General features: G+C 64.5%; 22 protein-coding genes and 1 tRNA gene. 6 read left to right on the top strand and 17 right to left on the bottom strand.

Features of this window, described 5'->3' with window-relative positions; genetic code table 11:
• Positions 1–3: 3 nt before the first annotated feature.
• Positions 4–1,044, bottom strand: coding sequence for an ABC transporter substrate-binding protein (locus ACI1US_RS07525; RefSeq protein WP_461639442.1), 1,041 nt, complete (start codon positions 1,042–1,044; stop codon positions 4–6).
• Between the two features lie 227 nt (positions 1,045–1,271).
• Here ACI1US_RS07525 and ACI1US_RS07520 point away from each other — a divergent pair, with 227 nt between their 5' ends.
• Positions 1,272–1,868, top strand: coding sequence for a TetR/AcrR family transcriptional regulator (locus ACI1US_RS07520; RefSeq protein ID WP_461639440.1), 597 nt, complete (start codon positions 1,272–1,274; stop codon positions 1,866–1,868).
• 14 nt (positions 1,869–1,882) lie between these two features.
• Here the strand turns inward: ACI1US_RS07520 and ACI1US_RS07515 are convergent, their stop codons facing one another.
• Together ACI1US_RS07515 and ACI1US_RS07510 are read right to left on the bottom strand one after the other, a co-directional pair.
• The gene (locus ACI1US_RS07515; protein ID WP_461639439.1) at positions 1,883–2,830 is read right to left on the bottom strand and encodes a fumarylacetoacetate hydrolase family protein; all 948 of its coding nucleotides are present in this window, start codon (positions 2,828–2,830) and stop codon (positions 1,883–1,885) included.
• Between the two features lie 26 nt (positions 2,831–2,856).
• The gene (locus ACI1US_RS07510; RefSeq protein ID WP_461639437.1) at positions 2,857–3,627 is read right to left on the bottom strand and encodes a cyclase family protein; all 771 of its coding nucleotides are present in this window, start codon (positions 3,625–3,627) and stop codon (positions 2,857–2,859) included.
• Between the two features lie 100 nt (positions 3,628–3,727).
• Between ACI1US_RS07510 and ACI1US_RS07505 the strand changes: the two genes are divergently transcribed.
• On the top strand, positions 3,728–5,479 hold the full coding sequence (locus tag ACI1US_RS07505; protein WP_461639435.1) for a CocE/NonD family hydrolase: 1,752 nt from the start codon (positions 3,728–3,730) through the stop codon (positions 5,477–5,479).
• Between the two features lie 57 nt (positions 5,480–5,536).
• Here the strand turns inward: ACI1US_RS07505 and ACI1US_RS07500 are convergent.
• From ACI1US_RS07500 to ACI1US_RS07450, 11 genes are all read right to left on the bottom strand, one after another.
• A tRNA-Ala gene (locus tag ACI1US_RS07500) sits at positions 5,537–5,609 on the bottom strand.
• 90 nt (positions 5,610–5,699) lie between these two features.
• On the bottom strand, positions 5,700–6,059 hold the full coding sequence (gene rsfS, locus ACI1US_RS07495) for a ribosome silencing factor (protein WP_461639465.1): 360 nt from the start codon (positions 6,057–6,059) through the stop codon (positions 5,700–5,702).
• 35 nt (positions 6,060–6,094) lie between these two features.
• The gene (locus ACI1US_RS07490; protein ID WP_461639433.1) at positions 6,095–7,549 is read right to left on the bottom strand and encodes a hypothetical protein; all 1,455 of its coding nucleotides are present in this window, start codon (positions 7,547–7,549) and stop codon (positions 6,095–6,097) included.
• Positions 7,546–8,145, bottom strand: a complete 600-nt coding sequence (gene nadD / locus ACI1US_RS07485; RefSeq protein WP_416549506.1) for a nicotinate-nucleotide adenylyltransferase — start codon at positions 8,143–8,145, stop codon at positions 7,546–7,548. Before nadD ends, ACI1US_RS07490 begins: the two co-directional genes overlap by 4 nt.
• Before the next feature lie 2 nt (positions 8,146–8,147).
• Positions 8,148–8,357 carry a hypothetical protein gene (locus tag ACI1US_RS07480; protein WP_416549505.1) on the bottom strand — a complete coding sequence of 70 codons (210 nt, stop codon included), beginning with the start codon at positions 8,355–8,357 and terminating at the stop codon, positions 8,148–8,150.
• Positions 8,358–8,415: 58 nt separating this feature from the next.
• Positions 8,416–9,666: a glutamate-5-semialdehyde dehydrogenase gene (locus tag ACI1US_RS07475; protein ID WP_461639430.1), complete on the bottom strand. Its 1,251-nt coding sequence runs from the start codon at positions 9,664–9,666 to the stop codon at positions 8,416–8,418.
• Positions 9,667–9,701: 35 nt separating this feature from the next.
• Positions 9,702–10,505, bottom strand: a complete 804-nt coding sequence (gene proB, locus ACI1US_RS07470) for a glutamate 5-kinase (RefSeq protein ID WP_416549503.1) — start codon at positions 10,503–10,505, stop codon at positions 9,702–9,704.
• Positions 10,487–12,001: a GTPase ObgE gene (gene obgE / locus ACI1US_RS07465; protein WP_416549502.1), complete on the bottom strand. Its 1,515-nt coding sequence runs from the start codon at positions 11,999–12,001 to the stop codon at positions 10,487–10,489. Before obgE ends, proB begins: the two co-directional genes overlap by 19 nt.
• Positions 12,002–12,179: 178 nt before the next feature.
• Complete coding sequence (gene rpmA, locus ACI1US_RS07460) at positions 12,180–12,434, bottom strand: 50S ribosomal protein L27 (protein WP_042542900.1); 255 nt, start codon at positions 12,432–12,434, stop codon at positions 12,180–12,182.
• A gap of 28 nt (positions 12,435–12,462) precedes the next feature.
• Positions 12,463–12,771 carry a 50S ribosomal protein L21 gene (gene rplU, locus ACI1US_RS07455; RefSeq protein ID WP_416549501.1) on the bottom strand — a complete coding sequence of 103 codons (309 nt, stop codon included), beginning with the start codon at positions 12,769–12,771 and terminating at the stop codon, positions 12,463–12,465.
• 160 nt (positions 12,772–12,931) lie between these two features.
• A complete protein-coding gene (locus tag ACI1US_RS07450) occupies positions 12,932–16,342 on the bottom strand; it encodes an Rne/Rng family ribonuclease (RefSeq protein WP_461639427.1) in 3,411 nt (1,136 codons plus the stop codon).
• Between the two features lie 264 nt (positions 16,343–16,606).
• Here ACI1US_RS07450 and ACI1US_RS07445 point away from each other — a divergent pair, with 264 nt between their 5' ends.
• Positions 16,607–17,215, top strand: a complete 609-nt coding sequence (locus ACI1US_RS07445) for a vitamin K epoxide reductase family protein (RefSeq protein ID WP_461639425.1) — start codon at positions 16,607–16,609, stop codon at positions 17,213–17,215.
• Between the two features lie 12 nt (positions 17,216–17,227).
• On the opposite strand, the gene coaE is transcribed toward ACI1US_RS07445, so the two are convergent.
• The gene (gene coaE / locus ACI1US_RS07440; protein WP_461639423.1) at positions 17,228–17,845 is read right to left on the bottom strand and encodes a dephospho-CoA kinase; all 618 of its coding nucleotides are present in this window, start codon (positions 17,843–17,845) and stop codon (positions 17,228–17,230) included.
• A 44-nt stretch (positions 17,846–17,889) separates the two neighbouring features.
• Here coaE and ACI1US_RS07435 point away from each other — a divergent pair, with 44 nt between their 5' ends.
• Positions 17,890–18,489 carry a DUF4126 domain-containing protein gene (locus ACI1US_RS07435; protein WP_461639421.1) on the top strand — a complete coding sequence of 200 codons (600 nt, stop codon included), beginning with the start codon at positions 17,890–17,892 and terminating at the stop codon, positions 18,487–18,489.
• Between the two features lie 538 nt (positions 18,490–19,027).
• Here the strand turns inward: ACI1US_RS07435 and rpsA are convergent.
• Both rpsA and polA read right to left on the bottom strand, forming a co-directional pair.
• Positions 19,028–20,479 (bottom strand): 30S ribosomal protein S1, encoded by a 1,452-nt coding sequence (gene rpsA, locus ACI1US_RS07430; RefSeq protein WP_416549499.1) that lies wholly within the window; start codon positions 20,477–20,479, stop codon positions 19,028–19,030.
• Between the two features lie 233 nt (positions 20,480–20,712).
• Positions 20,713–23,334, bottom strand: coding sequence for a DNA polymerase I (gene polA / locus ACI1US_RS07425; protein ID WP_416549500.1), 2,622 nt, complete (start codon positions 23,332–23,334; stop codon positions 20,713–20,715).
• Positions 23,335–23,406: 72 nt separating this feature from the next.
• Here polA and ACI1US_RS07420 point away from each other — a divergent pair, with 72 nt between their 5' ends.
• Positions 23,407–23,871 carry a hotdog fold thioesterase gene (locus tag ACI1US_RS07420; RefSeq protein WP_416549498.1) on the top strand — a complete coding sequence of 155 codons (465 nt, stop codon included), beginning with the start codon at positions 23,407–23,409 and terminating at the stop codon, positions 23,869–23,871.
• A 501-nt stretch (positions 23,872–24,372) separates the two neighbouring features.
• Positions 24,373–25,247: DUF222 domain-containing protein (locus tag ACI1US_RS07415; protein ID WP_461639418.1), on the top strand; the 875-nt coding region annotated here is incomplete at its 3' end.

Below are 25,247 nucleotides of genomic sequence, written 5' to 3'. Positions count from 1 at the left end.
CAGCTAGTTGAGCGCCTCTGACCCCATCTCTGCGAGGCGCTCGATGAGCCACGGGATGCTCAGCACGCTCTGCTGGTTGAGGCCCCACGCGAAGTTGTTCGTCGTGGTGCCCTCCTCCGCTGGGTCGATCACCGCACGCCCCTCGGCGACCGCGGGAACCGTCTCGAGCAGTGGTGAGTCCAGGAAGAACTCGGGCTCGGTGATGGTGCTGATGAGCAGGAAGTCTGCGTCGATGAGGCCGATGAGCTCGTCGCTGATCTTGGTGCCCGGCGCGATCGACTGCGCCGCCTCCGGCAGTACGAACCCGAGCTCGTTGAACAGTTGCTCGGTGTTCGAGCCTGGCGTGCTCGCATAGAACGCGCCGGCCTTCTCAGAGTGAGCAATCACGTGGGTCGCCGTCTTGCCCGCGAACTCCGGATGCGCTTCGCGGGTCTTCGCGATGGTGTCTTCCGTGCGCTGCACCGCATCGCGAGCGCTATCCCCGAGGTCAATGGCGTCACCGAGCGTCTCGGTAAGCTCCTGCCAGCTCAGCTCGTCGACGCCCGCATACAGCACGGGAGCGATAGCGCTCAACTGGTCAAACGTCTTCTGGTCAAAGGTGTCGAGCGCCTGTAGCGTCACGATGAGGTCTGGCTTGCTCGCAGCGACCGCCTCAGCCGGCAGCTCGACGTCGGGGCTTGCCTCCCACACGGTCTCGATCCGGTCGGTCTGGCTCGCATCAAGCCAGGTGTTTCGCTCGATCGTCGACGGAGCGAAGACGGGAATGCCTCCGAGCGCCAGCAGTGCGTCGGTATCTGGCGTAGCAGTCGTGACGATCGCAATGCGCTCAGGGCGTTCGACGAGTTCGGTCTCGCCGAACGGGGTATCGAGCGTGAGCGGGTAGCTCGTGTTTCCCTCCGCCTCCGGCAAGAGTGCGCTGGGTGCCGCCATCTCCGAGGTCGCGGCGGACCCCTCAGAGCGCTCTGCTGCAGCGGCACACCCTGAGAGGAGCAGTAGCGCGGCCACCGCTCCGGAGAGCAGTGCGGCGGGGCGATAATTGGGCATCACAAATGTCATGGTTGCTTTCAGATCAGAACACGGAAGTACTCTCGGGGCTCCGAGAGTAGAGCGCATAGCGCTCGCATGTTTTAGGCTAGCCTTACTTAGATCTGATGTATGAGCAGAACGCGTCAAGGTCGGAGCAGAATACGACAGCGTGCCTGCACGCAGAAAGCAACGCGATCCGACAGCGGGCGCTGCAGCGCGCGCCCCAATGCCATAATGGATGCACCATGAGCAGACCGAGTCGTCGAGAAGACATCTTGCGCGCGGCCGAAACTGTGTTCGCCGACAAAGGCTTCGATGCCGCCTCAATGCGAAACATTGCTGACGAGGCTGGCGTCGGCCTGCCGCTTGTGGTGTATCACTTTGAAACGAAGCTGAACCTCTATCGCACGATCTTTGAGCATCATCAGCATCTCAACGAGAGCCGCATGCGGGAGCTGCGCGAGATCGACGTCACCGCAGCAGACGCCCTGGAAGCAGCGGTGTCAGCATTCCTCAGAATTAGCAGCAACAGCATTGACGACGAGCGTGTGGCAAACTACCTGACGATCGTGCTGCGGGAGGCTGGCGACCCGCACGCGTATGATCGAGACATTTTGGACGCGCTGTTCGACCCGATGGCGCGGGAGTTCATCGCGACCCTCTCGCGCATCGTCCCGGGGAAGCCTGAGGGCTTCCACGAGTGGGCGTACCTGTTCGCCGTCGGCGCGCACATCTCCACGAATGTTGGCGAGCGCGGCCGCAGGATCGTCGGCGAAGCCGGATCTCGCGCGCGGCTCGAATACCTGCACAGTTTCATCTGTGCGGGCATTCGTCACGGCTAGGCGCCGACCACCGCCTACCCCTGCAACGGCCGCGTCCATTCCACGCGTCGCGCCCTGGGGACAGGGTGCAGTGGGGGCCCAGCTACGATCCGGTTGGAGATCGTGCCGAGACCTTGCACGGTCATGGTGACCGTGTCCCCCACGGTGATCGGCGCTGGATCGCGTGCCCCGTTCCAGCCCCAGAATTCCGCGAGGCAACCTCCCCCACTCGTCCCCGAACCGAGCACGTCTCCACGCCGCACCCACGTGCCACGGCTCGCGTATGCGACAAGCTCAGCAAACGTCCACGCCATATTTGCCAGCGAGTCCCCTCCGATAAGTGTGCCGTTGACGAAGACCTGCATCTGCAGATCGTAGTGCCCGTCGGAGAAATGCTCTGCGAGTTCCTCTGGAGTAACAATCGTGGGTCCGAGCGTGGTCGCAGTGTCCTTACCCTTCACCGGGCCCAACCCCACGCGCATCTCACGCTGCTGCAGGTCGCGGGCGGACCAGTCGTTGAGGATCGTGAACCCGGCTATGTGGTCCCAGGCCTCCTCAACGGTGAGGTTAAAGCCGTCGGCGCCGATGACCGCGGCAACCTCGAGCTCGAAATCGTAGACTTCGCAGCCGGGCGGCACGATCACGCCCTGGCCTGAGCCCACCGCTGCATAGGGGTTGGTGAAATAAAACGTCGGGGCTTCGAACCAGGCCTCGGGTACCTCGGTGCTGCCCGTCACGGCCCGCAGCGAGCCAGCGGTGTGCTGCTCAAAGGTAATGAAGTCCCTGATTGTGGTAACCGGCAAGGGTGGCTCGAGCACGCCATTCGGGTCGAATGGCACCGGCTCACCCCACTCAAGCTCGCCCGCGGCCCCCGCCGTGAGCAGATCCAGCGGATCTTGCCCATGGACAATCGGTGTAAAGGTCGCGCCCTCGACGCGTCCGAAGCGGCGTGTGCCGTTGATGTAGATCGATGCGATGCGCACGATTTTCTCCTTGTGCTGGGTTCGGATCAGTGGACGATTGCGACGGCGCGAGTCCAGCCCGCCGAGGCCGCATGGATTTTCACGGGAAAGCACGCCACCTGGAATCCATGTGGCGGCAGCACGTCGAGATTCCCGAGCTTCTCAATGTGGCAGTAGCCAATCTCGCGGCCGGCACGATGCCCCTCCCAGATAATCCCGGCGTCCCCGCTCTGCTCGAATCGCTCGGCCGTGTACCGAAAGGGTGCGTCCCAGCTCCAGGCATCAGTGCCGGTCACGCGGACGCCCTGTCGCAGCAGGTGCAGGGTTGCTTCCCGGCCGACGCCACACCCCTTGGCGAGGAAGTCATCCTCACCGTATCGAGCCCCTGCGCTCGTGTTCACCAGCACGATGTCGAGCGGTTGCAGCACGTGCCCGATCCGTTCGAGCTCCGCATCAATGTCGGCTGGAGTCACCACGTAGCCGTCGGGCAGATGTCGAAAGTCAAGCTTGACGCCATTTTGAAAGCACCAATCCAGCGGCACTTCGTCTATGGTGATGGCACGCTTGTCACCGTCCATGGTCTTCGAGAAGTGATACGGCGCATCAAGGTGAGTGCCGGTATGAGTTGTCGCGGTGACGCGCTCGATAGCCCAACCTTCACCGTCGGGGAGGTCACCGATGACCGCGCCAGGGAAATACGACACCACCTCAGCAGCGGTCGCATCATGGTCGAGGTATTCGATATCTGGGGTGTGCCCAGGCGGGTCCGATGCAATTCCAGCCTGCAGTGGGACTGAGATGTCGATGATGTGACGCATGTCGTGGGCTCCTTCGCTCCGGTGCATGGATTCGGGGTTGCGAGCCATACTAGCAATACGTACAGTTAGCCTACGAGAGCAGATCAAGGGAGATTCTGGAATGTACGATAACCAAGACCGCTACGTGCGCACAGTCGACCAGGACAACATGCGCATCGACTGGGACGTACCCATTGAGATGAACGACGGGATCGTGCTGCGGTGCGACGTGTATCGGCCCCTCAGCGACGGCACATACCCAGTGCTCATGACATACGGCCCCTACGGCAAGGGCCTCCACTTTGAGCAGGGCTACGCACCACTGTGGAACCGCATCGCCACCGCTTACCCCGAGATTCTCGAGGGCACCAGCGGAAAATACATGACATGGGAAACAGTGGACCCCGAAAAATGGATCCCCGAAGGCTACGTGGTGATCCGCGTGGACTCGCGCGGAGCGGGCCGCTCCCCCGGAAGGATCGACTGCTGGTCACCGCGTGAGTCACAGGACTTCTACGACTGCATCGAATGGGCGGGTGTGCAGCGCTGGAGTAATGGCAAGGTGGGCCTGCTCGGCATCTCCTACTACGCAATGAATCAGTGGCGGGTCGCCGCGATGAATCCCCCACACCTTGCCGCCATCTGCCCGTTCGAGGGCAGCTCTGACTACTACCGTGAGGCGGCGCGACACGGCGGCATCAAGCACGACATGACTTCGCTCTGGTACCCGCTGCAGGTCGAGAGCCTGCAGCACGGTCTTGGCTCGCGCGGCCACACCAGCCGCATGACTGGCGAACTCGTGTCGGGCCCTGCCGAACTCACACAGCAGGAACTCGACGAGAACCGAATCGATATCCGCCAAGACATCCTCGACCACGAGTGGTACGACGAATACTACGAGGAGCGAAATGTCGATCTCGCAGACATCTCAGTCCCATTGCTGTCCTGCGGAAACTGGGGCGGCAACGCGCTGCACCTCCGCGGCAACGTCGAGGGCTTCCTGGGAGCAGGAAGTGAACACAAGTGGCTTGAGATTCACGGCCTCGAACACTTCACCGAGTTCTACACCGAGTACGGGCGATCCATGCAGCTCGCATTCTTCGATCACTTCCTGAAGGGAGAAGACACCTGGCACCAAGCCCCTGTGCACCTCCGGCTGCGCAACGTCGATGGAACGTTCACCGACCGCGACGAGCAGGAGTGGCCGCTCGCCCGCACACAGTGGACAAAGTACTACCTCGACGCTGACACCATGCGGCTCACCCTTACCGAACCACTTGCCTCGTCACATGCGACCTTCGCCGCCTCCGGAGACGGAGCGACGTTCACCAGCGCCCCGCTCACTGAGACGCTCGAGATCACTGGCCCTATCGCGGCAAAGCTGTTCGCCGCCAGCAGCACGGAGGACGCCGACGTGTTCGTGACGCTGCGCGTGTTCGACCCGAACGGCGACGATGTCACGTTCGTCGCCGCCAACGACCCACACGGGCTGGTTGCGACTGGGTGGCTGCGCATGAGTCATCGCAAGCTTGACGAGACACGCAGTGAGCCCTACCGGCCCTGGCACTCGCACGACGAAGCCCTCCCGGTGGTGCCCGGAGAAGTCTACGAACTCGATGTCGAGGTCTGGCCTACGAGCGTCATCGTGCCGGCGGGCTATACGATCGCGGTCACTGTATCTGGGTGCGACGTCGAGCTACCAGGCGAAGGCCCCTGGCCTGGGCTCTACGGCGTCGAGATGCGCGGCAACGGCATCTATATCCACCAGGATGCTGAGGAGCGCATCCCGGCAGTATTTGGAGGCGAGACCACGCTGGCATCAGTCCCGGAGCAGCGATCGTACGTGCTGCTTCCAGTGATTTCGAACGAATAGTTTACGAGTCACGAGAAACAGTACAGGCCCCGCGCGAGCGGGGCCTGTACCAACGAGTGGATCTGAGGGGATTCGAACCCCTGACCCCCTGCATGCCATGCAGGTGCGCTACCAACTGCGCCACAGACCCGTTGAAGTCGGACGAATGCTCGCCCGACAACTCTTCTATTCTACACCAGCACCCTCGACACCTTGCAAATCGACGCGCCCGACCACGAGGTCAGGAAGCGGCGACCTCAAGCATCTCGGAGACGTTGATGACCGGGCTATCGTGCCAGAGCCGCTCGAGCTGGTAGAACTCGCGCTCTTCCTCGTGGAAGACGTGCACCATGATGTCACCGAAGTCGAGCAGCACCCAGCGGCCGCCCTCGCGTCCCTCACGGCGAACTGTACGAACGCCGGCCTCGTTGAGCGCTTCTTCGATGCCGTCAGAAATCGCCTGGACGTTCCGCTCGACACTGCCAGAGACAATGAGGAACGCGTCGGCGAAGCCGAAGAGCTCAGCGACGTCGAGCGCGACCGGAGCAGTTGCGCCCTTGTTGTCCGCTGCGCGAACAGCGATCTGCAGATCAGTGAGCATCTCTCGAGCTTCTGTCACGTGTGTGCCTTTCACAATCAGTTGCCGAACAGGCCCTGTGAGGCTGCCCAGATAACGCCGCCGACAACGACGACGATGAGTCCTCCGCCGGAGAGCGCGAGGATCAGCGGCATCTTGCTGCGATCCTTGGTCGGCTCCGCCACGACGGGAACCTCGGGCCGGCGACGCGCGCTCACGGCGCTCAGCGCCGACACGGGCATCGGGCCGGCGTCTGCTGACGCGGCCATCGGCTCAGCGTTGCCATCGGTCAAGAACGGATCGAAATCGATCGAGTCGTGAATACCCGAGTGCCCGCCGGTCTCTCCCATTGACTTGGGGAGCTCGATCGAGCCCGTGACGAACAGCTCGCCCGTCGAACCCAGCGGGCCGGTGAGCCCACCCGTGTCGCCGGGGTGCGAAGGGAGGATCAGCGCTGACGCGCCCGTCCCTCCGGTGCTGCCCTCCTGGGCAACCGCGCGGGAGATCAGGTCGTCGAAGTCGCCTGAACCACCCGGAGCATTGATGCTCGCGGCGCGGGCCGGATCGTCAAACACCGAGCGCCACTCTTCGGGCGGCTGGATATCGGGGAAGGAGTACCCAGCGGTGTCCCGGCTGGTGTCTTCTTCGTCGTCACCATCTGCAGCTTCTTCGACACTGGTGTCGCTATCGATGTTGTCAAGCGGTTCATCGCTCGAAGCTTCCGCGCCCGTCTCGGTCGCGCCCGAAGCCGCGTCAACGACCTCGGCAACGTCTGCGTCGTCCGCCTCGGCAACCGGCTCGGCGGCGTCTACGGCGGCCTCGTCAGCAGCAGCATCAGTGGCGGCCGCGCCCTCAAACACGTCGGCTTCGGCGACGTCAGCGACGTCCACCTCAGCCGCGGTGCCGTCAAGATCTTCGGCGTCCGCCTCGTCAGCGGCGTCCGCCTCGTCAGCGGCGTCCGCCTCGTCAGCGGCAAAGAGGTTCGCGACGGCTTCTGCATCGCCCGTGGGCGAGGTCGGCTCTGCCGCGTCAAGAATATCGGTGAGGGTGAAAGCCTCAGTGGGCGCGTCGAGATCGATCTCCTCGGACGCGCTTGCGTCGCCGTTCGGGAGATCCTCGAAGCTCAGCGCCTCGGTCGGGGCACCGTATGAGTCGTGCTCAGCGGCATCGTGACCGTCGCGCTCCGAAGCTGTTTCCAGCTCAGCTTCGGCTTCGCTTGCCACGTCGCCGGAGTCCTCGGCCGCGATCGCGGCGATAGCCGCTTCGCGCAGCTCGCGCATTTCGCGGCGGGTTCGCGGGGTCCCGTCGGGGTGAAGCGGATCGATCTCGATCTCAATTGCCGAGGTGTCGATGCCTTCGGCCAGGGCCTCAGTTTGCTCTCCGCCTACCGCAGAGACATCTGAATCGTCTGCCGCTGCGAGTTCGTCGATCGAATCGACGCCCTCGCGCTCGGCCTGCTCGCGCAACCGCAACTCGCGTCGCGTCAGCGGCCGTTCATGCTCTTGATCACTCATCTGTCTGTCGCTTCCTCGGAATACAAGCCATGCTTGGCGATGTACTGCACTACCCCATCAGGCACCAGGTACCACACAGGGTAACCCCTTGACACTCGCTCTCTGCAGTCAGTTGACGAGATCGAAAGCGCCGGGATCTCAAGCAAGCTTACGTTATCGTGTGAAAGACCTGAGAGAGACAGCTCGTGTCCGGGGCGTGACACCGCAATGAAGTGTGCGAGTTCCCAGAGCTTTTCAACGTCTTTCCAGCTCACAATCTGCTGCACCGCGTCCGCGCCAGAGATGAAGAACAGCTCTGCGTCGGGCATCAGGCGCTTGAGATCACGCAGCGTGTCGACCGTGTAGGTCGGACCGTTTCGATCGACGTCGACACGGCTCACGGTGAACTGCGGGTTTGATGCCGTCGCAATCACGGTCATGAGGTAGCGGTGTTCGCTCTCAGAGACGTTGCTCTTCTGCCAGGGCTCGCCCGTCGGCACGAACACAACCTCGTCGAGGTCAAAGCTCTTCGCAACCTCGCTAGCGGCGACGAGGTGGCCATGGTGAATTGGGTCGAAGGTGCCGCCCATCACCCCCACACGTCGCCGACTAGTCACGATTAGTGCTGCTTGGCCTCACCGTGCTCGCGGGCGTATGCCGCGGCCTTTTCCGAGTGTCGGTTCGCGACATCACGGAAGGAGAACGTGACAGCTGCTGTAACGAGGAAGATCGTGAAGACAATCACACCGTAAGCGATCGCGGGGATCGGCAGCTCGGTAACGACGTGGGCTGCGCCCTCGGCTGCTGCAATCGTGGCTGCAAATGACATTGAAGAGCCCTGACCTTTCCTATGGCAGAAATACTTTCTCCCAGCCTACCGTGTTTGGCTAGCGAATCTGCCCAGTGCCGCGCACAAGCCACTTCGTGCTCGTGAGTTCAGCGAGCCCCATCGGGCCGCGCGCGTGCATTTTTTGGGTCGAAATACCGACCTCCGCACCGAAGCCGAATTCGCCGCCGTCGGTGAACCTCGTCGAGGCGTTCACCATCACAACCGCAGAATCTACCTCTGCGAGGAACCTCTCGGCGTTTGCGAAGTCGTTCGTCACGATCGCGTCAGTGTGCTTCGAGGAGAATGTCGCGATGTGGGCGAGTGCTTCGTCGAGCGAATCCACGACGCGCACGCCCATCTCGAGATCGAGGTGCTCGGTCGCCCAAGTCTCTTCGCTCGCTTCGCCCGTCGCGCCGGCAGACCGGGCGTGTTCGTCACCGAACAGCGCGACGCCACGCTCCCCGAGCGCCGTGAGCAGGCGCGGCAGCAAGCGCTCTGCCGCATCCTTGTGCACGAGCAGCGTCTCGGCCGCATTGCAGACGCTCGGCCGATGTGTCTTCGCGTTGAGCACGATCGCTTCGGCCATCTCCGCGTCGGCCGAGGCATCAACAAAGACGTGCACGAGGCCCGCGCCGGTCTCGAGCACAGGGACGGTCGACTCCTGCACGACTGTCGCGATCAGGCCGGCACTCCCCCGAGGAATCAGCACGTCAACGTAGCCACGCGCGCGCATGAGCCTGCCCGCGCCCTCGCGCCCAAACTCGTCAATCGTCTGCACCGCATCACCGTTGAGGCCAGCACGCGTGATCGCTTCCTGCAGCACCCGCACGAGGACTCGGTTCGAGTCCTCCGCCGCGGTGCCGCCGCGCAGCACCGCACCGTTGCCGCTCTTCAGCGCGAGCGCCGCGATATCCACCGTGACGTTCGGGCGCGCCTCGTAGATCGCGCCGACAACACCGAAGGGCACACGGGTCTGCGAAATAGTGATGCCGTTGGGGAGCGTGCTGCCGCGCACGACCTCACCGACGGGGTCAGGCAGCGCAATGATCTCGCGCACCGCGCTCGCGAGGCCCCGGATACGGCCCTCGTCGAGCATGAGGCGGTCGAGCAGCCCGGCACCGATGTTGTGTGCCTCGCCGCGGGCGAGGTCAAGTGCGTTCGCGGCAATGATCTCTGGGATCGCTGCCTCGAGCCCGCGCGCGATCTCCTCCAGCGCGGAGTTCTTCATCGCGGCGGTGGCGGTTGCGAGCGTGCGAGAAGCTCCCTTGGCCAGGGTCAAGATCTCAACGAAGGCATCATTGCTAGACATGGGCCCATTCTAGCCCGTGGCACGAGCCCGCTTCGCTAGCGGGCGGCAGCGTCGAAGAGGGTCCCGTGATCCTCACCGTCAAGCACCGCGGGCAGCAGGCGCGTCTCAGTGAGCAACACCGTGGTTCCGGCGTCGGCGGCGAGCCGCGCAGCCTGCACCTTCGTCGATGCGCCGCCTGTGCCCCAGCCAGATTGGCTTGCCCCGATCTTCACGCCGTCGAGGGCGTCGCCGTAGGGCACGTACGCGATCCGCTCTGCGCCAGCCATCTCGGGCGGCGCGGTGTAGAGCGCGTCGACGTCCGAGAGCAGCACGAGCTGGTCAGCCTCGACGAGCCGAGCGACGAGGGCCGCGAGCCGGTCGTTATCGCCGAAGCGGATCTCGTGGGTGGCGACCGTATCGTTCTCATTGATGATCGGTACAGTACCGAGCGTGAGCAGGCGCTCGAGCGCGCGCCTGGCATTGCCGCGGTGAGTGGGGTTCTCCATGTCGTTCGCGGTGAGCAGCACCTGGCCTGCAATGAGGTCGTGGCTGCTCAGCGCGCGCTGGTAGCGGTTGACGAGGATGTTCTGGCCGACAGCCGCGGCAGCCTGTTGCGTGGCGAGATCGTCGGGCCGCGCCTCAATGTTGAGAAACGGCACACCGGTCGCGATCGCGCCACTCGAGACGAGGATCACCTCGGCACCGGCGGCGCGGAGCCGCGCCAGCGAGTCGACGAGAGTCGGGATCTGGCCCGCATTCTCACCGCTCACCGACGAGGATCCCACCTTCACAACGACGCGACGCGCTCCCAGCAGCGTCGCGCCACGGCCGCCGCCACCGGTCACTCGTCCGTCTCCCACATTCCTGACTTGCGCTCCTCCTCGAGCTGCGCACGCGCGGCCGCCTTCGCGTCCATGAGCTCGTAGTAGTCAGCGCGACGTTCCTTGTTCGTGCGGCGCTGCGCGAGGCCGCCGTCGATACGGTCGTCGCTGCCGCGAACACCGATCTGCACCTCGGCGGCGCTCGTGAGCGCAGGCTCCCAGTCGAAGACGACGCCGGAGCCGGGGCCGATGACCACGGTGGATCCCGCGACGGCACCGGCCTTCACCAGACCGTCTTCGATGCCGAGCTTCTGCAGCCGGTCGGCGAGGTAGCCAACTGCCTCGTCGTTCTTGAAGTCGGTCTGCTGTACCCAACGCTCGGGCTTCTGGCCCAGGATTCGATACAGCGTGCCGTACGATCCACCCTCGGTGACGATACGGAAGCCAGCCTGGCGGTCCACCGCCTTGGGGGTGAGCACGATTCGCTCGAGCCGCTCGGACTCCGCAATCTCCTTGTCGCGCGCAGTCTCAACGATCTCGGCGAGCGCGAATCCGAGCTCGCGGAGCCCCTCACGCGACGCCGTGGAGATCTCGAAGACCTTGTAGCCCATGGCTTCGAGGTCGGGGCGGACGAACTCAGCAAGCTCGCGTGCCTCAGGCACATCGATCTTGTTCAGCGCGATGAGCTGCGGGCGCTCGAGGAGCGGCACCTGCCCCTCGGGCACCTCGTAGGCTGCGAGTTCCTTCTTGATGATCTCAAGATCGGAAATTGGATCGCGGCCGGGCTCGAGCGTCGCGCAGTCGAGCACGTGCAGCAGCGCACTGCAACGCTCAACGTGGCGGAGGAAGTCCAGGCCGAGGCCCTTGCCCTCGCTCGCGCCCTCGATGAGGCCGGGCACGTCAGCAACGGTGAAGCGGTGCTCGCCGACCTCGACGACACCGAGGTTCGGGTGCAGCGTCGTGAACGGGTAGTCGGCAATCTTCGGGCGCGCCGCGCTCATCGAAGCAATGAGGCTCGACTTTCCGGCAGACGGGAGACCGACGAACGCAACGTCAGCAATCGTCTTGAGCTCGAGCAAGATGTCGCCGGCCCAGCCGTCGGTGCCGAGCAGCGCGAAGCCGGGGGCCTTGCGCTTCTGACTCGCGAGCGCGTGGTTGCCGAGACCGCCGAGGCCACCCTCAGCGACGACGAAGCGGGTACCCGGCTCCGTCATGTCGATGAGCGTCTCGCCGTCCTTGTCCTTGACGACAGTCCCCACGGGCACACGCAGGTCAAGATCGGTGCCGTGCGCGCCGGCGCGGTAATCGCCTGCCCCGTACGCGCCGTTCTCGGCGGTGCGGTGCGGCCTGCGGTGGTACTCCAGCAGGGTGGTCACCTGTGGATCCGCGACGAGTGCGATCGTGCCGCCGTTGCCGCCGGCGCCGCCGTCAGGGCCAGCGAGTGGCTTAAACTTCTCGCGCCGTACAGAGACGCAGCCGTTCCCACCACGGCCCGCCTGCAGGTGCAGCTGCACCTGATCTACGAACGTCACCATGAGAGATTCTCCTTCCGCCCCGAAGACGCTTCGAGTACCTACATTGTGCCGGACGCACGCGTGTGTGCGCGCGCCGAGCGACGCCAGATTACGTCACGCGCGGGCGTGTTAGCCCGCGCAATCCGGCCAGATACGACAAAAGGCGAGCCGAAGCTCGCCTTTGTCGATACCAGTCTGCTTACGCAGTGGCGACGATATTGACGACCTTGCGGCCACCCTTCGCGCCGAACTCGACTGCACCAGCAGCGAGAGCGAACAGCGTGTCGTCTCCGCCACGGCCGACGTTCGCGCCCGGGTGGAAGTGAGTTCCGCGCTGACGCACGATGATCTCGCCGGCGTTTACCTGCTGGCCGCCGAAGCGCTTTACGCCGAGGCGCTGTGCGTTCGAATCGCGGCCGTTCTTGCTGGAGCCGACGCCCTTCTTGGATGCCATGAGTCTGTCTCCTTAGAGTCTAAAAGTGTTACTTGATGCCGGTGACCTTGAGGCGCGTCAGATCCTGACGGTGCCCCTGGCGGCTCTTGTAACCGGTCTTGTTCTTGTAACGCTGGATGACGATCTTCGGGCCGCGGAGGTCGTCGAGAACCTCTGCAGTGACCTTCACCTTGGCGAGCGTCGAAGCGTCGGTCGTTACCTTGTCGCCGTCGACGAGCAGAACTGCTGGCAGCTCAAGCTTGCCCTTGTCGTCGCCTGCAACACGGTTCACAGTGATGATCGAGCCAACCTCGACCTTCTCCTGCCGTCCGCTTGTGCGCACTACTGCGTAAACCAATTGGTCACCCATCTCTCGTGGATTGTCTTAATCGTGTCGAATCGCGAACCCGTCACGATCGAAGTCATACGTGCACTTCCCGCCTCAAAAGCGAGTACGCACAACGGTCAATATTAACCCGAATTACCGCTATCGGTCAAATAGGGGTCGGCGTGTCAGCTCAGGCTTCTCCGCGACCCGGAATTCGGGCGTCGAGCGCGTCGAACAGCATCCGCTCAGGATCGAGCTGAGGCGTGTTCGAAGCACTCTTTTCTTCCCCCGCGGTCGCGCCCGCGGCTGCGGACTCTCCCGTGGAGTTCGTGGCAGCGGCCTGAGCCCGTGAGGCACGGCCACGCGAACGCCCCTGTGCCGGGGCGCTGCGCTCTGCACTCAGCGCGCCAAGCGCCTCGTTCAGGCTGTCACGCTGGTCAGCCGGCGTGTTCGCACCGCCACGGCCCGCCGAAGCGGCGCCGCGTGCACCTGAGTGCGTGGACTGCGATTCGGCGCGATCCGAGGCCTGCGCCCCGGAGTCTCCCGACACCCGCACCGATGCCGCCGCAGAACCAGCGCCGGCGGAACCAGCATCTGCCCCACGGCCACTCTGGGCAGCGGGAGCCCCGGAGGGTGCCCCCGCCCGCGAGCTCACGCGCCGGTTGCGCGACTTCGATGCGCCTGCCGGAGGTGCGTCTGGGAGCGCATCAAGCACGCTCTCGAGCACCGCTGCAGGCGCGGCGGAACCGTGGGACTTTGCCGCGGAGCGGGCCGCCGACGCGTTGCCGCCGGAGCCGTTCGATCCGGCGTTGGAGGCGGTGCCGTTCGTTGCCGAGCCGTTCGCTGCCGAGCCGTTTGACGCCGTGCCATTCGTTCCGGCGCCGTTCGATCCGGTGCCGTTGGCCGCTCCCCCATTGGCTGCCGCACCAGTTGCCGCGGGAAGCGTCGACGCCGCCACCTGTGCGAGCATGTTCTTCGCACCATCAGTGATCGCGTGCGTCTGCTGCCCCTTGGGCTCGGTCGAACCCTTGGCGTTGCCGTTTCCGCCGTTGCCGCTGTTCCCGCCGCTGTTGCTGTTCCCCGAGTGGCCACCGCTTCCGCTGTTGCCCCCGCGCTTCTGCCGCCCGCTGGACTCGCTCCGGTGACGCTGTACGGGCTCGTGATGCACAATGATGCCGCGGCCTGCGCACACGTCACACGGCTCGCTGAACGACTCGAGCAGGCCGAGGCCGAGCTTCTTACGGGTCATCTGCACGAGACCGAGCGAGGTGACCTCGGCGACCTGATGCTTGGTCCGGTCGCGTCCGAGGCACTCGACGAGGCGACGGAGCACGAGGTCGCGGTTGGACTCGAGAACCATGTCAATGAAGTCGATGACGATGATGCCACCGATGTCGCGCAGCCGCAGCTGGCGCACGATTTCCTCGGCAGCCTCGAGGTTGTTCTTGGTCACCGTCTCTTCAAGGTTGCCGCCTGCACCAACGAACTTGCCGGTGTTGACGTCGACGACGGTCATTGCCTCGGTGCGGTCAATCACGAGCGATCCACCGGAGGGCAGCCAGACCTTACGGTCGAGCGCCTTCGAGATCTGCTCGGTGACACGGTTCGCGTCAAAGATGTCGCGTTCGCCCTCGTAGCGCTCGACGCGCTGCATGAGATCGGGGGCGACCGCCGAGAGGTAATCCTCGATGACCTGGTGGGTCTCGGCCCCCTCGATGCTCATCTTGAGGAAGTCCTCGTTGAACACGTCGCGCACGATCTTGATGAGCATGTCGGGCTCGGAGTGCAGCATCGCTGGCCCGCCGCCCTTCTTCACGCGAGCCTGGATCGACTCCCACTGGCGCGTGAGGCGCTGTACGTCGTGCGTGAGCTGATCCTCCGTTGCACCCTCCGCGGCCGTGCGCACGATGACGCCGGCTCCGGTCGGGAGCACCTCCTTGAGGATCTTCTTCAGGCGTGCGCGCTCGGTGTCGGGGAGCTTGCGGGAGATCCCGTTCATCGCACCACCCGGCACGTACACGAGGAAGCGGCCGGGCAGCGAGATCTGGCTCGTGAGCCGAGCGCCCTTGTGCCCAACGGGATCCTTCGTGACCTGCACGAGCACCTGGTCGCCGGGCTTCAACGCGTTCTCGATCTTGCGCGCGGTGTTGCCGCCCTCAAACTCGGACCAGTCGACCTCGCCCGAGTAGAGCACGGCGTTGCGGCCACGGCCGATGTCAACGAAGGCAGCTTCCATGCTCGGGAGCACGTTCTGCACGCGGCCGAGGTAGACGTTGCCGATGAGCGATGACTCGCTCGAACGCGCGACGTAGTGCTCGACGAGCACCTTGTCCTCGAGCACGCCGATCTGGATCCGGTCAGCCGTGGTCCGCACGATCATCTCGCGGTCGACTGACTCGCGGCGCGCGAGGAACTCGGACTCCGTGATCACCATGCGCTTGCGGCCGGCATCGCGGCCGTCGCGGCGGCGCTGCTTCTTGGCCTCAAGCCTGGTCGACCCGCGGAGCTTCTGGGGCTCGGTGATGACGGGCGCGGTGCGCTGGGCGCGCCGCGACTCTTCCTCGTCGTGGTCGGTCTGCGCCTGACGGCGGGCGTTGCGGTTGCGCGTCGTCGTCGTGTCACGACCGCCGCGGTCGCTGTCGCGATCGCCACGCTCGCCGCGGCCGTCGCGCTCGCTCCGGCCCTCACGGTCAAACCGTGCGTCGCGATCAAAGCGGGCGTCGCGGCCCTCGCTGTCGCCGCGCTCGTTGCGTGACGAACGATCAGCGCGGTCGCCGCGGTCGCGGGTGTTGCGATCGCGGGGCTCGCCGCTCGGGAAGCGGGAGTCGAGAATATCGTCAAGCTTGCGCAGCTCGTTGCGGCGCGGCATCGGCTGCACCGGCGGCACGTCGGGCGCGAGGAAGATCAGCCGCGTCGTTGCGCGGAACCGCTCTTCCGGGGTCATCTCGCCGAGCGGCAAGACCAGCGGCAGTCCGTCGGCAAGCGGCTTCGCTGCCGCAGCTTCGCTGCTCTGCTCGCTCGGAGCCTCTGCGGGCTCGGTCACTGCGGGCTCGGTCACCGCGGGCTCAGCCACTGCGGCGTCGATCGCGACGGCCGGTGACGGCTCGGGCGCTTCGGCGGCGGGCGCTTCGGCGGCGGTGTCTGCGGCAGCGCCGGCCTCTACTGCCTCTGCTGCCTCTGCTGCAGCCTTTGCCTCAGCACGCTTGGCCGCGGCAGTCTTCGCTGCCGCGGACTTCGTTGCCGTCGTCTTCGCGGCCGTGGACTTTGCCGCGGTTGCCTTTGCAGCCGTCGTCTTCGCAGCGGTGGGCTTCGTAGCTGCGGACTTGGCCTCGGCGCTCTTCGCAGCCGTCGTCTCGTCAGCTTGCTCAACGGCAGACGTTGCTGCTTCGTCAGTCGCTTCGGTTTCTGCCGCCGTTGCAGCTGACGATACTGACGTCGCCTTCACAGAGGCAGACTTCGTCGAAGCGCGGCGCGAGGTGGCTCGCTTCGCGGGCGCGGCCTCTGCTGCGATTTCTGCGGTGCCTGCGCTAACTACCTCTGGCGGCGCAGCCTCGGGCGCAGCATTGGTCGTACCCTCTGTGTTCTCTTGTGTGTTCACCATTACTGGTGTGCTCCTTTAACCCCGGATCTCAGGTCCAGGGAAACCAATATTGTGCGCAGTGATCCACCGCGAATTTCTGTGTTCACTCACGAACTGTGAGCGTTCGGCAAATGCCGCGACCACCATGGGGCGGTCAAAGACTGTACGTGGAGCACGCCATCATGGCGTTATCCAACGGTAACCATTATGTCACGGAGATCCTGAAGATTGCAGGTTGTTCACGCGCGGCGCGTTGTCTCAGCTTTCGCCGGTTATTATCAACTCATGAGCGCTACCGAGGTACAGCCCGTCAAGAATCGCGGCTTCGCAGTCGTCACGATCATCCTCGGTGTGATTGGACTCTTCGCGGCCTTTGAACTGGCCACCGAATACATCAAGACGTTGCAGCAGGAAGACTACATTCCGAACTGTGAGCTCTCGGTGCTGGTGACCTGCGGCCCGAACATGGACGCGCCGCAGGGCTCGCTCTTCGGATTCAGCAACACGATCATCGGCCTCATGGCCTTCGTCGCGCCGATCGCGGTCGGTGTCGCGATGCTCGCTGGTGCGCACTTTGCCGCCTGGTTCTGGTGGCTCTACCGTGCCGGACTCGCGCTCGGAACGGTATTCGTGTTCTGGCTCTTCTACCAGAGCGTCTTCAACATCAGCACCCTGTGCCCCTGGTGCATGGTCGTGTGGGCCGTAACGATCCCGCTGTTCTTCTTCACGGCGTTCCGCCCCGAGGCGAAGGGCTACGTCCAGTCCTCCCCCGGCATCGCGAAGGCATTCGCTGCGATCAACTCGTGGGCATGGGTGCTCGTACTGCTCTCGTACATCATCATCGCCGCCGTCGCGCAGTTCCAGCTGAACTGGCTCGCTGAGTTCAGCCGCTAGGCGGCTGCGCCTTTACTGGCTAGCGCTGAGTCGCTTCCAGAGAGCGTCCACCTGCTCGAGGGTGTGATCCTCCGTGCCCGACGTGTCGATGATCACGTCGGCGATCTTCCTCCGCTCGGCGTCCCCCGCCTGATTGGCGAGGCGCCTGCGGGCCTCCTGCTCGTCCATGCCCCTGAGCGCGATCATTCGCTCGAGGCGCGTCTCAGACGGCGCATCGGCTACAACAACGAGATCCCAGTCAAAGCCGCTGGCACTGGATCGGCCGCCGGTCTCCACGAGAAGCGGAATCTCGTACACCACCACGGCGTTGCCGTCTCGCGCTACGGCAGCGGAGATTTGCTCCTGCCCGAGGCGTCGCACCTCTGGGTGCACGATCGCGTTGAGGTCTGCGAGTGCAGCCTGGTCGCCAAAGACGATGCCACCGAGCGCAGCGCGATCGAGAGCTCCGCTGCTGTCGAGCAGCTGCGATCCAAATCGCTCGATGACGCGGTTCAATCCAGGCGAGCCCGGGGCAACCGCCTCACGCGCGAGCTCATCGGCGTCGATCCGCACCGCGCCCAGGGCCGCCAGCCGCCGCCCAACCGTGCTTTTCCCAGAGGCGATACCGCCTGTCAGAGCAATGAGTTGCATACGCCAAGACTAACGTGGCCGTACGCTAGACGGAGGAGGTCATCATGCTTGAAGCGATCACGGCGTTCTCTCTCGCGACCGCTGCCGGGTTGAACGCGTACATTCCGCTGCTCGGCCTGGGTCTGCTCTCGCGATTCACCGACCTCTTGACGCTGCCACAGAGCTGGGCATGGCTCGAGAACTCGTGGGCGCTCGGCATCCTGGGGCTGCTCTTGGTAATTGAGGCGGTGGTCGACAAGGTTCCCGCACTCGACACCGCCAACGATGTGCTGCAAAGCGTCGTGCGGCCAGCCTCAGGTGGCCTGGTCTTCAGCGCCGGGGCCTCGAGCAGCACGATGGCGGTCAGCGACCCTGCGGCGTTCGTGAACTCTTCAGCGTTCTGGCCATTCGTGTTCGGCGTGCTGATCGCGCTCGGGCCGCACGTCCTCAAACTCGTTGCGCGCCCAGTAATCAACGTTGCCACCGCGGGCGCGGGGGCGGCCGTGATGAGCACGATCGAGGATATTGCGGCGGCGGTCGTCACGGTACTCGCGGTGGTGCTGCCGCTGATCGCACTGGCTGTCATGGTGTTGCTCGTGGTGTTTGGGGTGCGTGCGCTGCAGCGGCTTCGCGCCCGCAGGGCCTCAAGTGCCGTGACGCCTTAGCGCCGGTTCCCGGCTGCTCTGCTCTGCTCTGCCCACGCTCCCACGACCCCGCCCACACCCCGAGTTTTCTATTCTGAGCCTTCTGTGGCCAGCACAAGGCTCATACTGAAGAATTCGGGTCGGGGTAGATGCCCCTGGCGGCTCGTGCGCCGGGCCACGGGGTGCCAGGTTTGAGTGCCAGGCAGCGGGGTGCCAGGTTTGGGTGCCAGGCAGCGGGGTGCCAGGTTTGAGTGCCAGGCAGCGGGACCGCGCTGCTGCGGGCCGCCTGGTCTCCGGGCCTCAGCGCCTCCGGGCTTCCGCGCCTCCGCGCCACCGGGCCTCCCCCGCGCCCCCACCCGCGCGACCGCGTAGTGGTGCGAACATGCCCCACAGCAACGACCCTCGCCCTCGTACACGCCCCGATTGTTCCTCTCCGCCCCCTCTGGGCCCCGCAGTGGGGTCGGAATGAAGCACAAGCGTCGCAGCGGGCCCCGGCGGCCCCAGGCAACGCAAAAGGCCCGGCACCCCCGAAGGGGTGCCGGGCCTGTTGACTTAAGGGTTAGTTGCCCTCGAGCTGAGCCTTCAGCGCAGCAAGCGCCTCGTCGTCAGCAAGCGCACCGGTCGAAGCCGAGTCGCTCGAGAAGCCCGAAGAGGACGAAGGTGCGTCCATTGCGGGTGCAGCAGCCTGCTCTGCGAGCATCGTGGTGACCTGCTTCTTGTGAGCCTCCCAGCGATCCTGGGCAGCAGCGTACTCCTGCTCCCACTTCTCGCGCTGAGTCTCGAAGCCTTCCTTCCACTCCTGCGTCTCAGGATCGAAGCCCTCGGGGTACTTGTACTCACCGTTCTCGTCGTACTCGGTGGTCATACCGTAGAGAGCCGGATCGAACTCGGTGCCCTCGGTGTCGAGGCCCTCGTTCGCCTGCTTGAGGCTGAGCGAGATGCGGCGACGCTCGAGATCGATGTCGATGATCTTGACGAAGACTTCCTGGCCGGCCGAAACGACCTGCTCAGCAAGCTCAACGTGCTGACCCGACAGCTCGGAGATGTGCACGAGGCCCTCGATGCCGTCTGCAACGCGAACGAACGCGCCGAACGGAACGAGCTTCGTGACCGCGCCCGGAGCAATCTGACCGATTGCGTGGGTGCGGGCGAATACCTGCCAGGGATCTTCCTGCGTAGCCTTCAGCGAGAGCGAAACGCGCTCGCGATCGAGCTCGACCGAAAGCACCTCGACGGTGACTTCCTGGCCAACCTCGACAACGTCCGAGGCGTGCTCGATGTGCTTCCACGAAAGCTCCGAGACGTGCACGAGGCCGTCAACGCCGCCGAGATCGACGAACGCACCGAAGTTGACGATCGACGAGATGACGCCCTTGCGAACCTGGCCGGGCTTGAGGTCGGCGAGGAACGACGAGCGAGTCGCCGACTGGGTCTCCTCGAGGAGTGCGCGACGCGAAAGCACAACGTTGTTGCGGTTCTTGTCGAGCTCGAGGATCTTGGCCTCGATCTCCTGGCCGAGGTACGGGGTGAGATCGCGCACGCGGCGGAGCTCGATGAGCGATGCGGGGAGGAAGCCGCGGAGCCCGATGTCAACAATGAGGCCGCCCTTGACAACCTCGATGACGGTGCCGGTGACGACACCCTCGGTCTCCTTGACCTTCTCCACGTCGCCCCAAGCACGCTCGTACTGAGCACGCTTCTTGGACAGGATCAGGCGACCTTCCTTGTCCTCCTTCTGGAGAACGAGCGCCTCGACAGAGTCGCCGACCTTGACAACCTCATCAGGGTTGACGTCGTGCTTGATGGAAAGCTCGCGCGAGGGGATAACACCCTCAGTCTTGAACCCGACGTCGAGGAGAACCTCGTCGCGGTCAATCTTCACGACGGTACCCTCGATGAGGTCTCCGTCGTTGAAGGACTTAATGGTCAGTTCGACCGCTGCAAGGAAGTCTTCGGCTGAGCCGATGTCGTTGATCGCGACCTGCTTGCTCGTGGTCGTTGCGTTCGTCATGTAATTGGTCTCCAGAATGGACATGGTACTCAGGTGGGCGCGTGCCAAAGAGGCCGGAACTAAATTGCTTTTGTTCCGCGAGACGTCCCACACGTGGACATGGTGTAGTCGCCACAAATGTGACAGTTCAGTCTAACGCGAGTTTGCTTGGCCGGGCAAGTGACGTTCTGCGGCGCGTCGGAAGGCTTGCGAACCGCTATTCGGCGGCTCGCATCCACTGGCACCGCGGCCCGCTAGTGCGCCGCAGCGTTCCAGTTCGGCCCGTGCCCGAACTGCACCTCGAGCGGCACCTTGAGTTCGGCTGCACCCGCCATATCTGCGAGCACGATCGCCTCGAGCTGCTCCTGCTCCCCCTCGGCGACCTCGAACATGAGCTCATCGTGGATCTGCAGCAGCATGCGCGACTTCAGGCCGGCCTCGCGCATGTGATCCTCAACGCGAATCATCGCGATCTTGATGATGTCGGCCGCGGAACCCTGGATCGGCGCGTTGAGCGCCGCGCGCTCCGCGTTCTCGCGGAGGATCCGGTTCGGGCTCGCGAGGTCGGGGAAGGGCCTGCGGCGACCGAAGATCGTCTCGGTGAACGTGTCGCGCTTCGCCTGCTCGACGACGGAGCGCAGGTAGTCGCGGACTCCCCCGAAACGCTCGAAGTAGTCCTCCATGAGCTGCTTCGCCTCGCCAGCGGAGATGTTCAACTGCTTCGAGAGGCCGAACGCGGAGAGCCCATACGCGAGGCCGTACGACATGGCCTTTACCTTCGAGCGCATCTCGTTGGTCACCTCGGCCGGGGTCACGCCGAAGATGCGCGAGCCCACGAAGCGGTGCAGATCCTCGCCGGCATTGAACGCCTCGATGAGGCCCTCGTCGCCCGAGAGATGCGCCATGATCCGCATCTCGATCTGCGAATAGTCGGCGGTGAGCAGTGTCGTGTACTCGGGGGCATGGATGAAGCCCTCGCGAATGCGGCGGCCCTCTTCAGAGCGCACCGGAATGTTCTGCAGGTTCGGGTCGGTCGAGGCGAGTCGCCCTGTGCTCGCGCCCACCTGCACGAGGGTGGTGTGGATCCGCTGATCCTCAGCCCCAACAGCCTTGATGAGCGTCTCGATGATCTGCCGCAGCTTGTTCGCATCGCGGTGCGCGAGCAGCGAGTCAAGGAACGGGTGCGGATGCTTCTGCTGGAGGTCGGCGAGCGCCGCAGCGTCAGTCGTGTAGCCGCTCTTCGTCTTGCGGGTCTTTGGCATGTCGAGCTCTTCGAAGAGCACCTGCTGCAGCTGCTTCGGCGACGAGAGGTTCACCTCGTGCCCGATCGAGTCGAACGCGCGCTGCTCGAGCGCAGCAACCCGCTCGGTGAGCTCGGCGTTATGCGCTTCGAAGAGCGGCAAGTCGATCGCGACGCCGCGCGCCTCGAGCTGCGCGAGAATCGGCAGCAGTGGCAGCTCGATCTGTTCGTAGACCTCCGCGGTCCGGCCCTCGAAGCGGCCGACGATTGCGGCGTGCACGCGCACGATGTACCAGGCGAGCTGTTCGGGGGTCGCGACGCTGCCCTCTTCGGGGACGAGCTGGTTCGGATCCCCCGTCGGCACCTCCTCGCCGAGATAGCGGAAGACCGCCTCCGCGATGGTCTTCTCGGGGGCGATGGGCCGGAACACCCATGCGGCGAGAAGCGCGTCACCTGCGATTCCGTCGATCGACACACCCGCTGCTGCCGCAACACGCAGCTGCGCCTTCGCGTCGAAGAAGATCTTCGGCGCATCGGAGGCAAGCCACTGCTCGAACTGGGCGTAGTCGCGGCCGCCGGGCTGCCAGAGCAGCTTCACCGTCGACTCGGGCGTCGCGAGACCGACGTCGATGCCACCGTCGGCCTCCGCGAGATAGACGGCGGGGGTCTGGGCCTTCGCGAGCCAGTCGCCGAGCTCCTCGTCAATGAGCAGGCGAGCCTCTGGGAGCGTCGCTCCGAGGGTGGCTGGCTTGCCCGAGCCGGTCGGCACTTCAGCACCAACGAGCTTGGCGACGCGCTGCAGCAGGGTGCGGAATTCGAGCTCCGCGAACTTCTCGGCAACTGCGTCCATGTCGACATCGCCGCGCTTCAGCCCCTCGAGCGGCAGGTTGAGCTCAACGTCGGTGATGAGGTGGTTCAGGCGGCGGTTGCGCACCGCAAGGTGCGCGTTCTCGCGCAAGCTCTCGCCGACCTTGCCGCCGATCTCGTCCTGCCGCTTGAGGATCTCGTCGAGCGAGCCGAACTGATTGATCCACTTCACCGCGGTCTTCTCGCCGACGCGCGGAACGCCCGGGAGATTGTCGCTCGTCTCACCGACGAGCGCCGCGATCTCCGGGTACTGCTCGGGGCGCACACCGTAGCGCTCCATCACCTTGTCGGCGTCGTAGCGGGTGAGCTCGCTCACGCCCTGCTTGGAGGGGTAGAGCAGCGTGACGTCGTCGTTCACGAGTTGGATCGTGTCGCGGTCGCCACTCACGACGAGCACACGGTAGCCAGCTGCGCGCCCCTCGGTCGCGAGCGTCGCGAGAATGTCGTCGGCCTCGTAGCCCTCCTTCTCGATGGTCGTGATGCCCATCGCGTGGAGTGCCTCTTGCAGGAGCGGAATCTGGCCCTTGAACTCGACTGGCGTCTCCCCGCGGGTTCCCTTGTACTCGGGGTACTCCTCGGTGCGGAACGAGTGGCGCGAGATATCGAACGCGATCGCGAGAGCGTCGGGGTTCTCGTTCGCCAACAGGTTGATGAGCATCGAGATGAAGCCGTGGATAGCGTTCGTGTGCTGCCCCGTCTGCGTCTGGAAACTATCGACCGGAAGCGCGTAGAAGGCGCGGAAGGCGAGGGAGTGACCATCGATCACCATGAGGGTAGGCTGCTGAGTGGTATTCGACACACACACAGCCTACAAGGCTGGACTGACATTGAAAGAGTGGCAATGACCGAGCAGGACGCAGCAGCACCCAACCGCTTTGGAGTTCGCCCCGGCGAAGACAGCGCAGACCTCGAATACATCAACTCTGTGGGTCTTGGAGCGCTTGCGAATTCAATGGGTATTGAGCTGTCCGAGTTCACCCGCGAGCGTGTCGTTGCGACGATGCCGGTCGAGGGCAACACGCAGCCCTACGGACTCGTCAACGGTGGCGCCTATGCCGTACTTGGCGAGACGCTCGGCTCGATGCACGCGGGCTTCCTCGCTCCCGAGGGAAAGCTGCCGGTCGGCGTCGACATCAACGCGACGCACACGGGCTCGTCATCGTCGGGGACCATCACTGCCGTCTGCACGCCGATCCACGCGGGCCGCTCGATGACGGTCCATGAGATCGTCTGCACCGACGATAACGGTCGCCGCTGCTCGACGCTGCGCATCACCAACTTCTACAAGTCGATTCCGACGAAGTAGGCGAAACTCAACTCGACCGCTGGCGGGGCTGGACTACTGCTTCGAATTGCTCGGCGTCTGCACGCTTCTCACCACCCCGATTAATCCTGTATGAGCCTTGCACACCCCTCGCTTGGGTCGGAAAGGATTACATGGGGGTGAGGAGGTTTTCGGTTGAAGTGGCGCGGGGTGGCCTGCCGCGGGCGCTTCGCACCCTTGCCCTGTAGGGCGGGTGCGCCCGGGCCGTGTGCGTTTCGCGGCTCGCAAGGTGCTTCGTCGGGCCTGGTTGTGGTGGCCTTGGGTGATTCCCGCTGTGCCGCGCTCGTTGCAGCCTCTGCTCTGGTGTAAGTAGTTGCTCCTCGCTCAGTTCCGAAGAATCCCCGTGCCGTTTTCCGGGTCTCCTCTCTGCCGGTTCACATGCCGAACATGACCGTTGAAGAGCTTCAGAATCTTTTTCGAAAGATTCTATTTTGGGCCACACTTGAGGGCTTGAATGTCGGTGGTGCGTGTTTGACTACAGTCATGAAAGCAAAGCCGCAGATCCGGGACGAGGCCATCACCGGCCTCGAAGACGCGACGCGCGCGATCCGCGTCGCGGAAGCGACCCGGCTCGAGCATCTCGCACGGGGATACGCAGCGGTCACTGGCGGCGAAATGGCAACACGGGCCTACGTCACTGAGGCTGCGCTCGCGCTCGGGGTGTCCGAGCCGCGCGTCGAATCCATGCTCGGTCTTGCAGTGTTCCTCACCGACACTTACCGCGACACTCACGCACTCGTCCGTGCCGGGGAGATCTCTTTGCGGCATGCGGAGATCATCACTGACGCGGGAATGGTCATCACGAACGTCACCGCGGCCGGCGTTGACCAGGCAGCGATCGCCCTCGCCCTCGAGCAGGACAAGCTCGCAGAACAGCGCCGTCACGCGTACGAGCAAGAAGTCTTGGTGTATGCGCGTGAGCTCACCCCGAACCGGTTACGCCCGGTCGCGAAACGCATCGCTGAGCGGTGGGCGGTTGAACCGATCGAGGTGCGGCAAGCCAGGGAAGCGAAGAAGCGGCGGGTGACCGTCGTGCAGCTGGGTGAGGGCATGGCAGAGTTGCGTGCCTACCTGCCCGCGGTGCAGGCTTTGGGGCTGTACGACCGGCTGACGCGTATGGGTCGGGCGGTGAAGCGGGGCCTCATCCCAGCACCAGCCAGCCCGGACGCAGTAACTCCTGGTGCTGGGCAGCCGGAACCCACAGCCATCGATGCTGATGGTACTGGCAGTGGTGCCGAAGCCCCGGATACGCGCGGGCTCGATGAGCTGCGGGCCGACGCGTTCTACGCGCTCCTCAGCCGCGACCCCTTCGAAGCTGCCGAGGCAGCCGCCCACAACACCGGCGCTGAACTGCAGGG

Origin of the sequence: Leucobacter sp. BZR 635, assembly GCF_048061935.2 — a bacterium.
In the GTDB taxonomy this organism is placed as follows: domain Bacteria; phylum Actinomycetota; class Actinomycetes; order Actinomycetales; family Microbacteriaceae; genus Leucobacter.
This window is presented reverse-complemented; position numbering and strand designations above follow the sequence as displayed.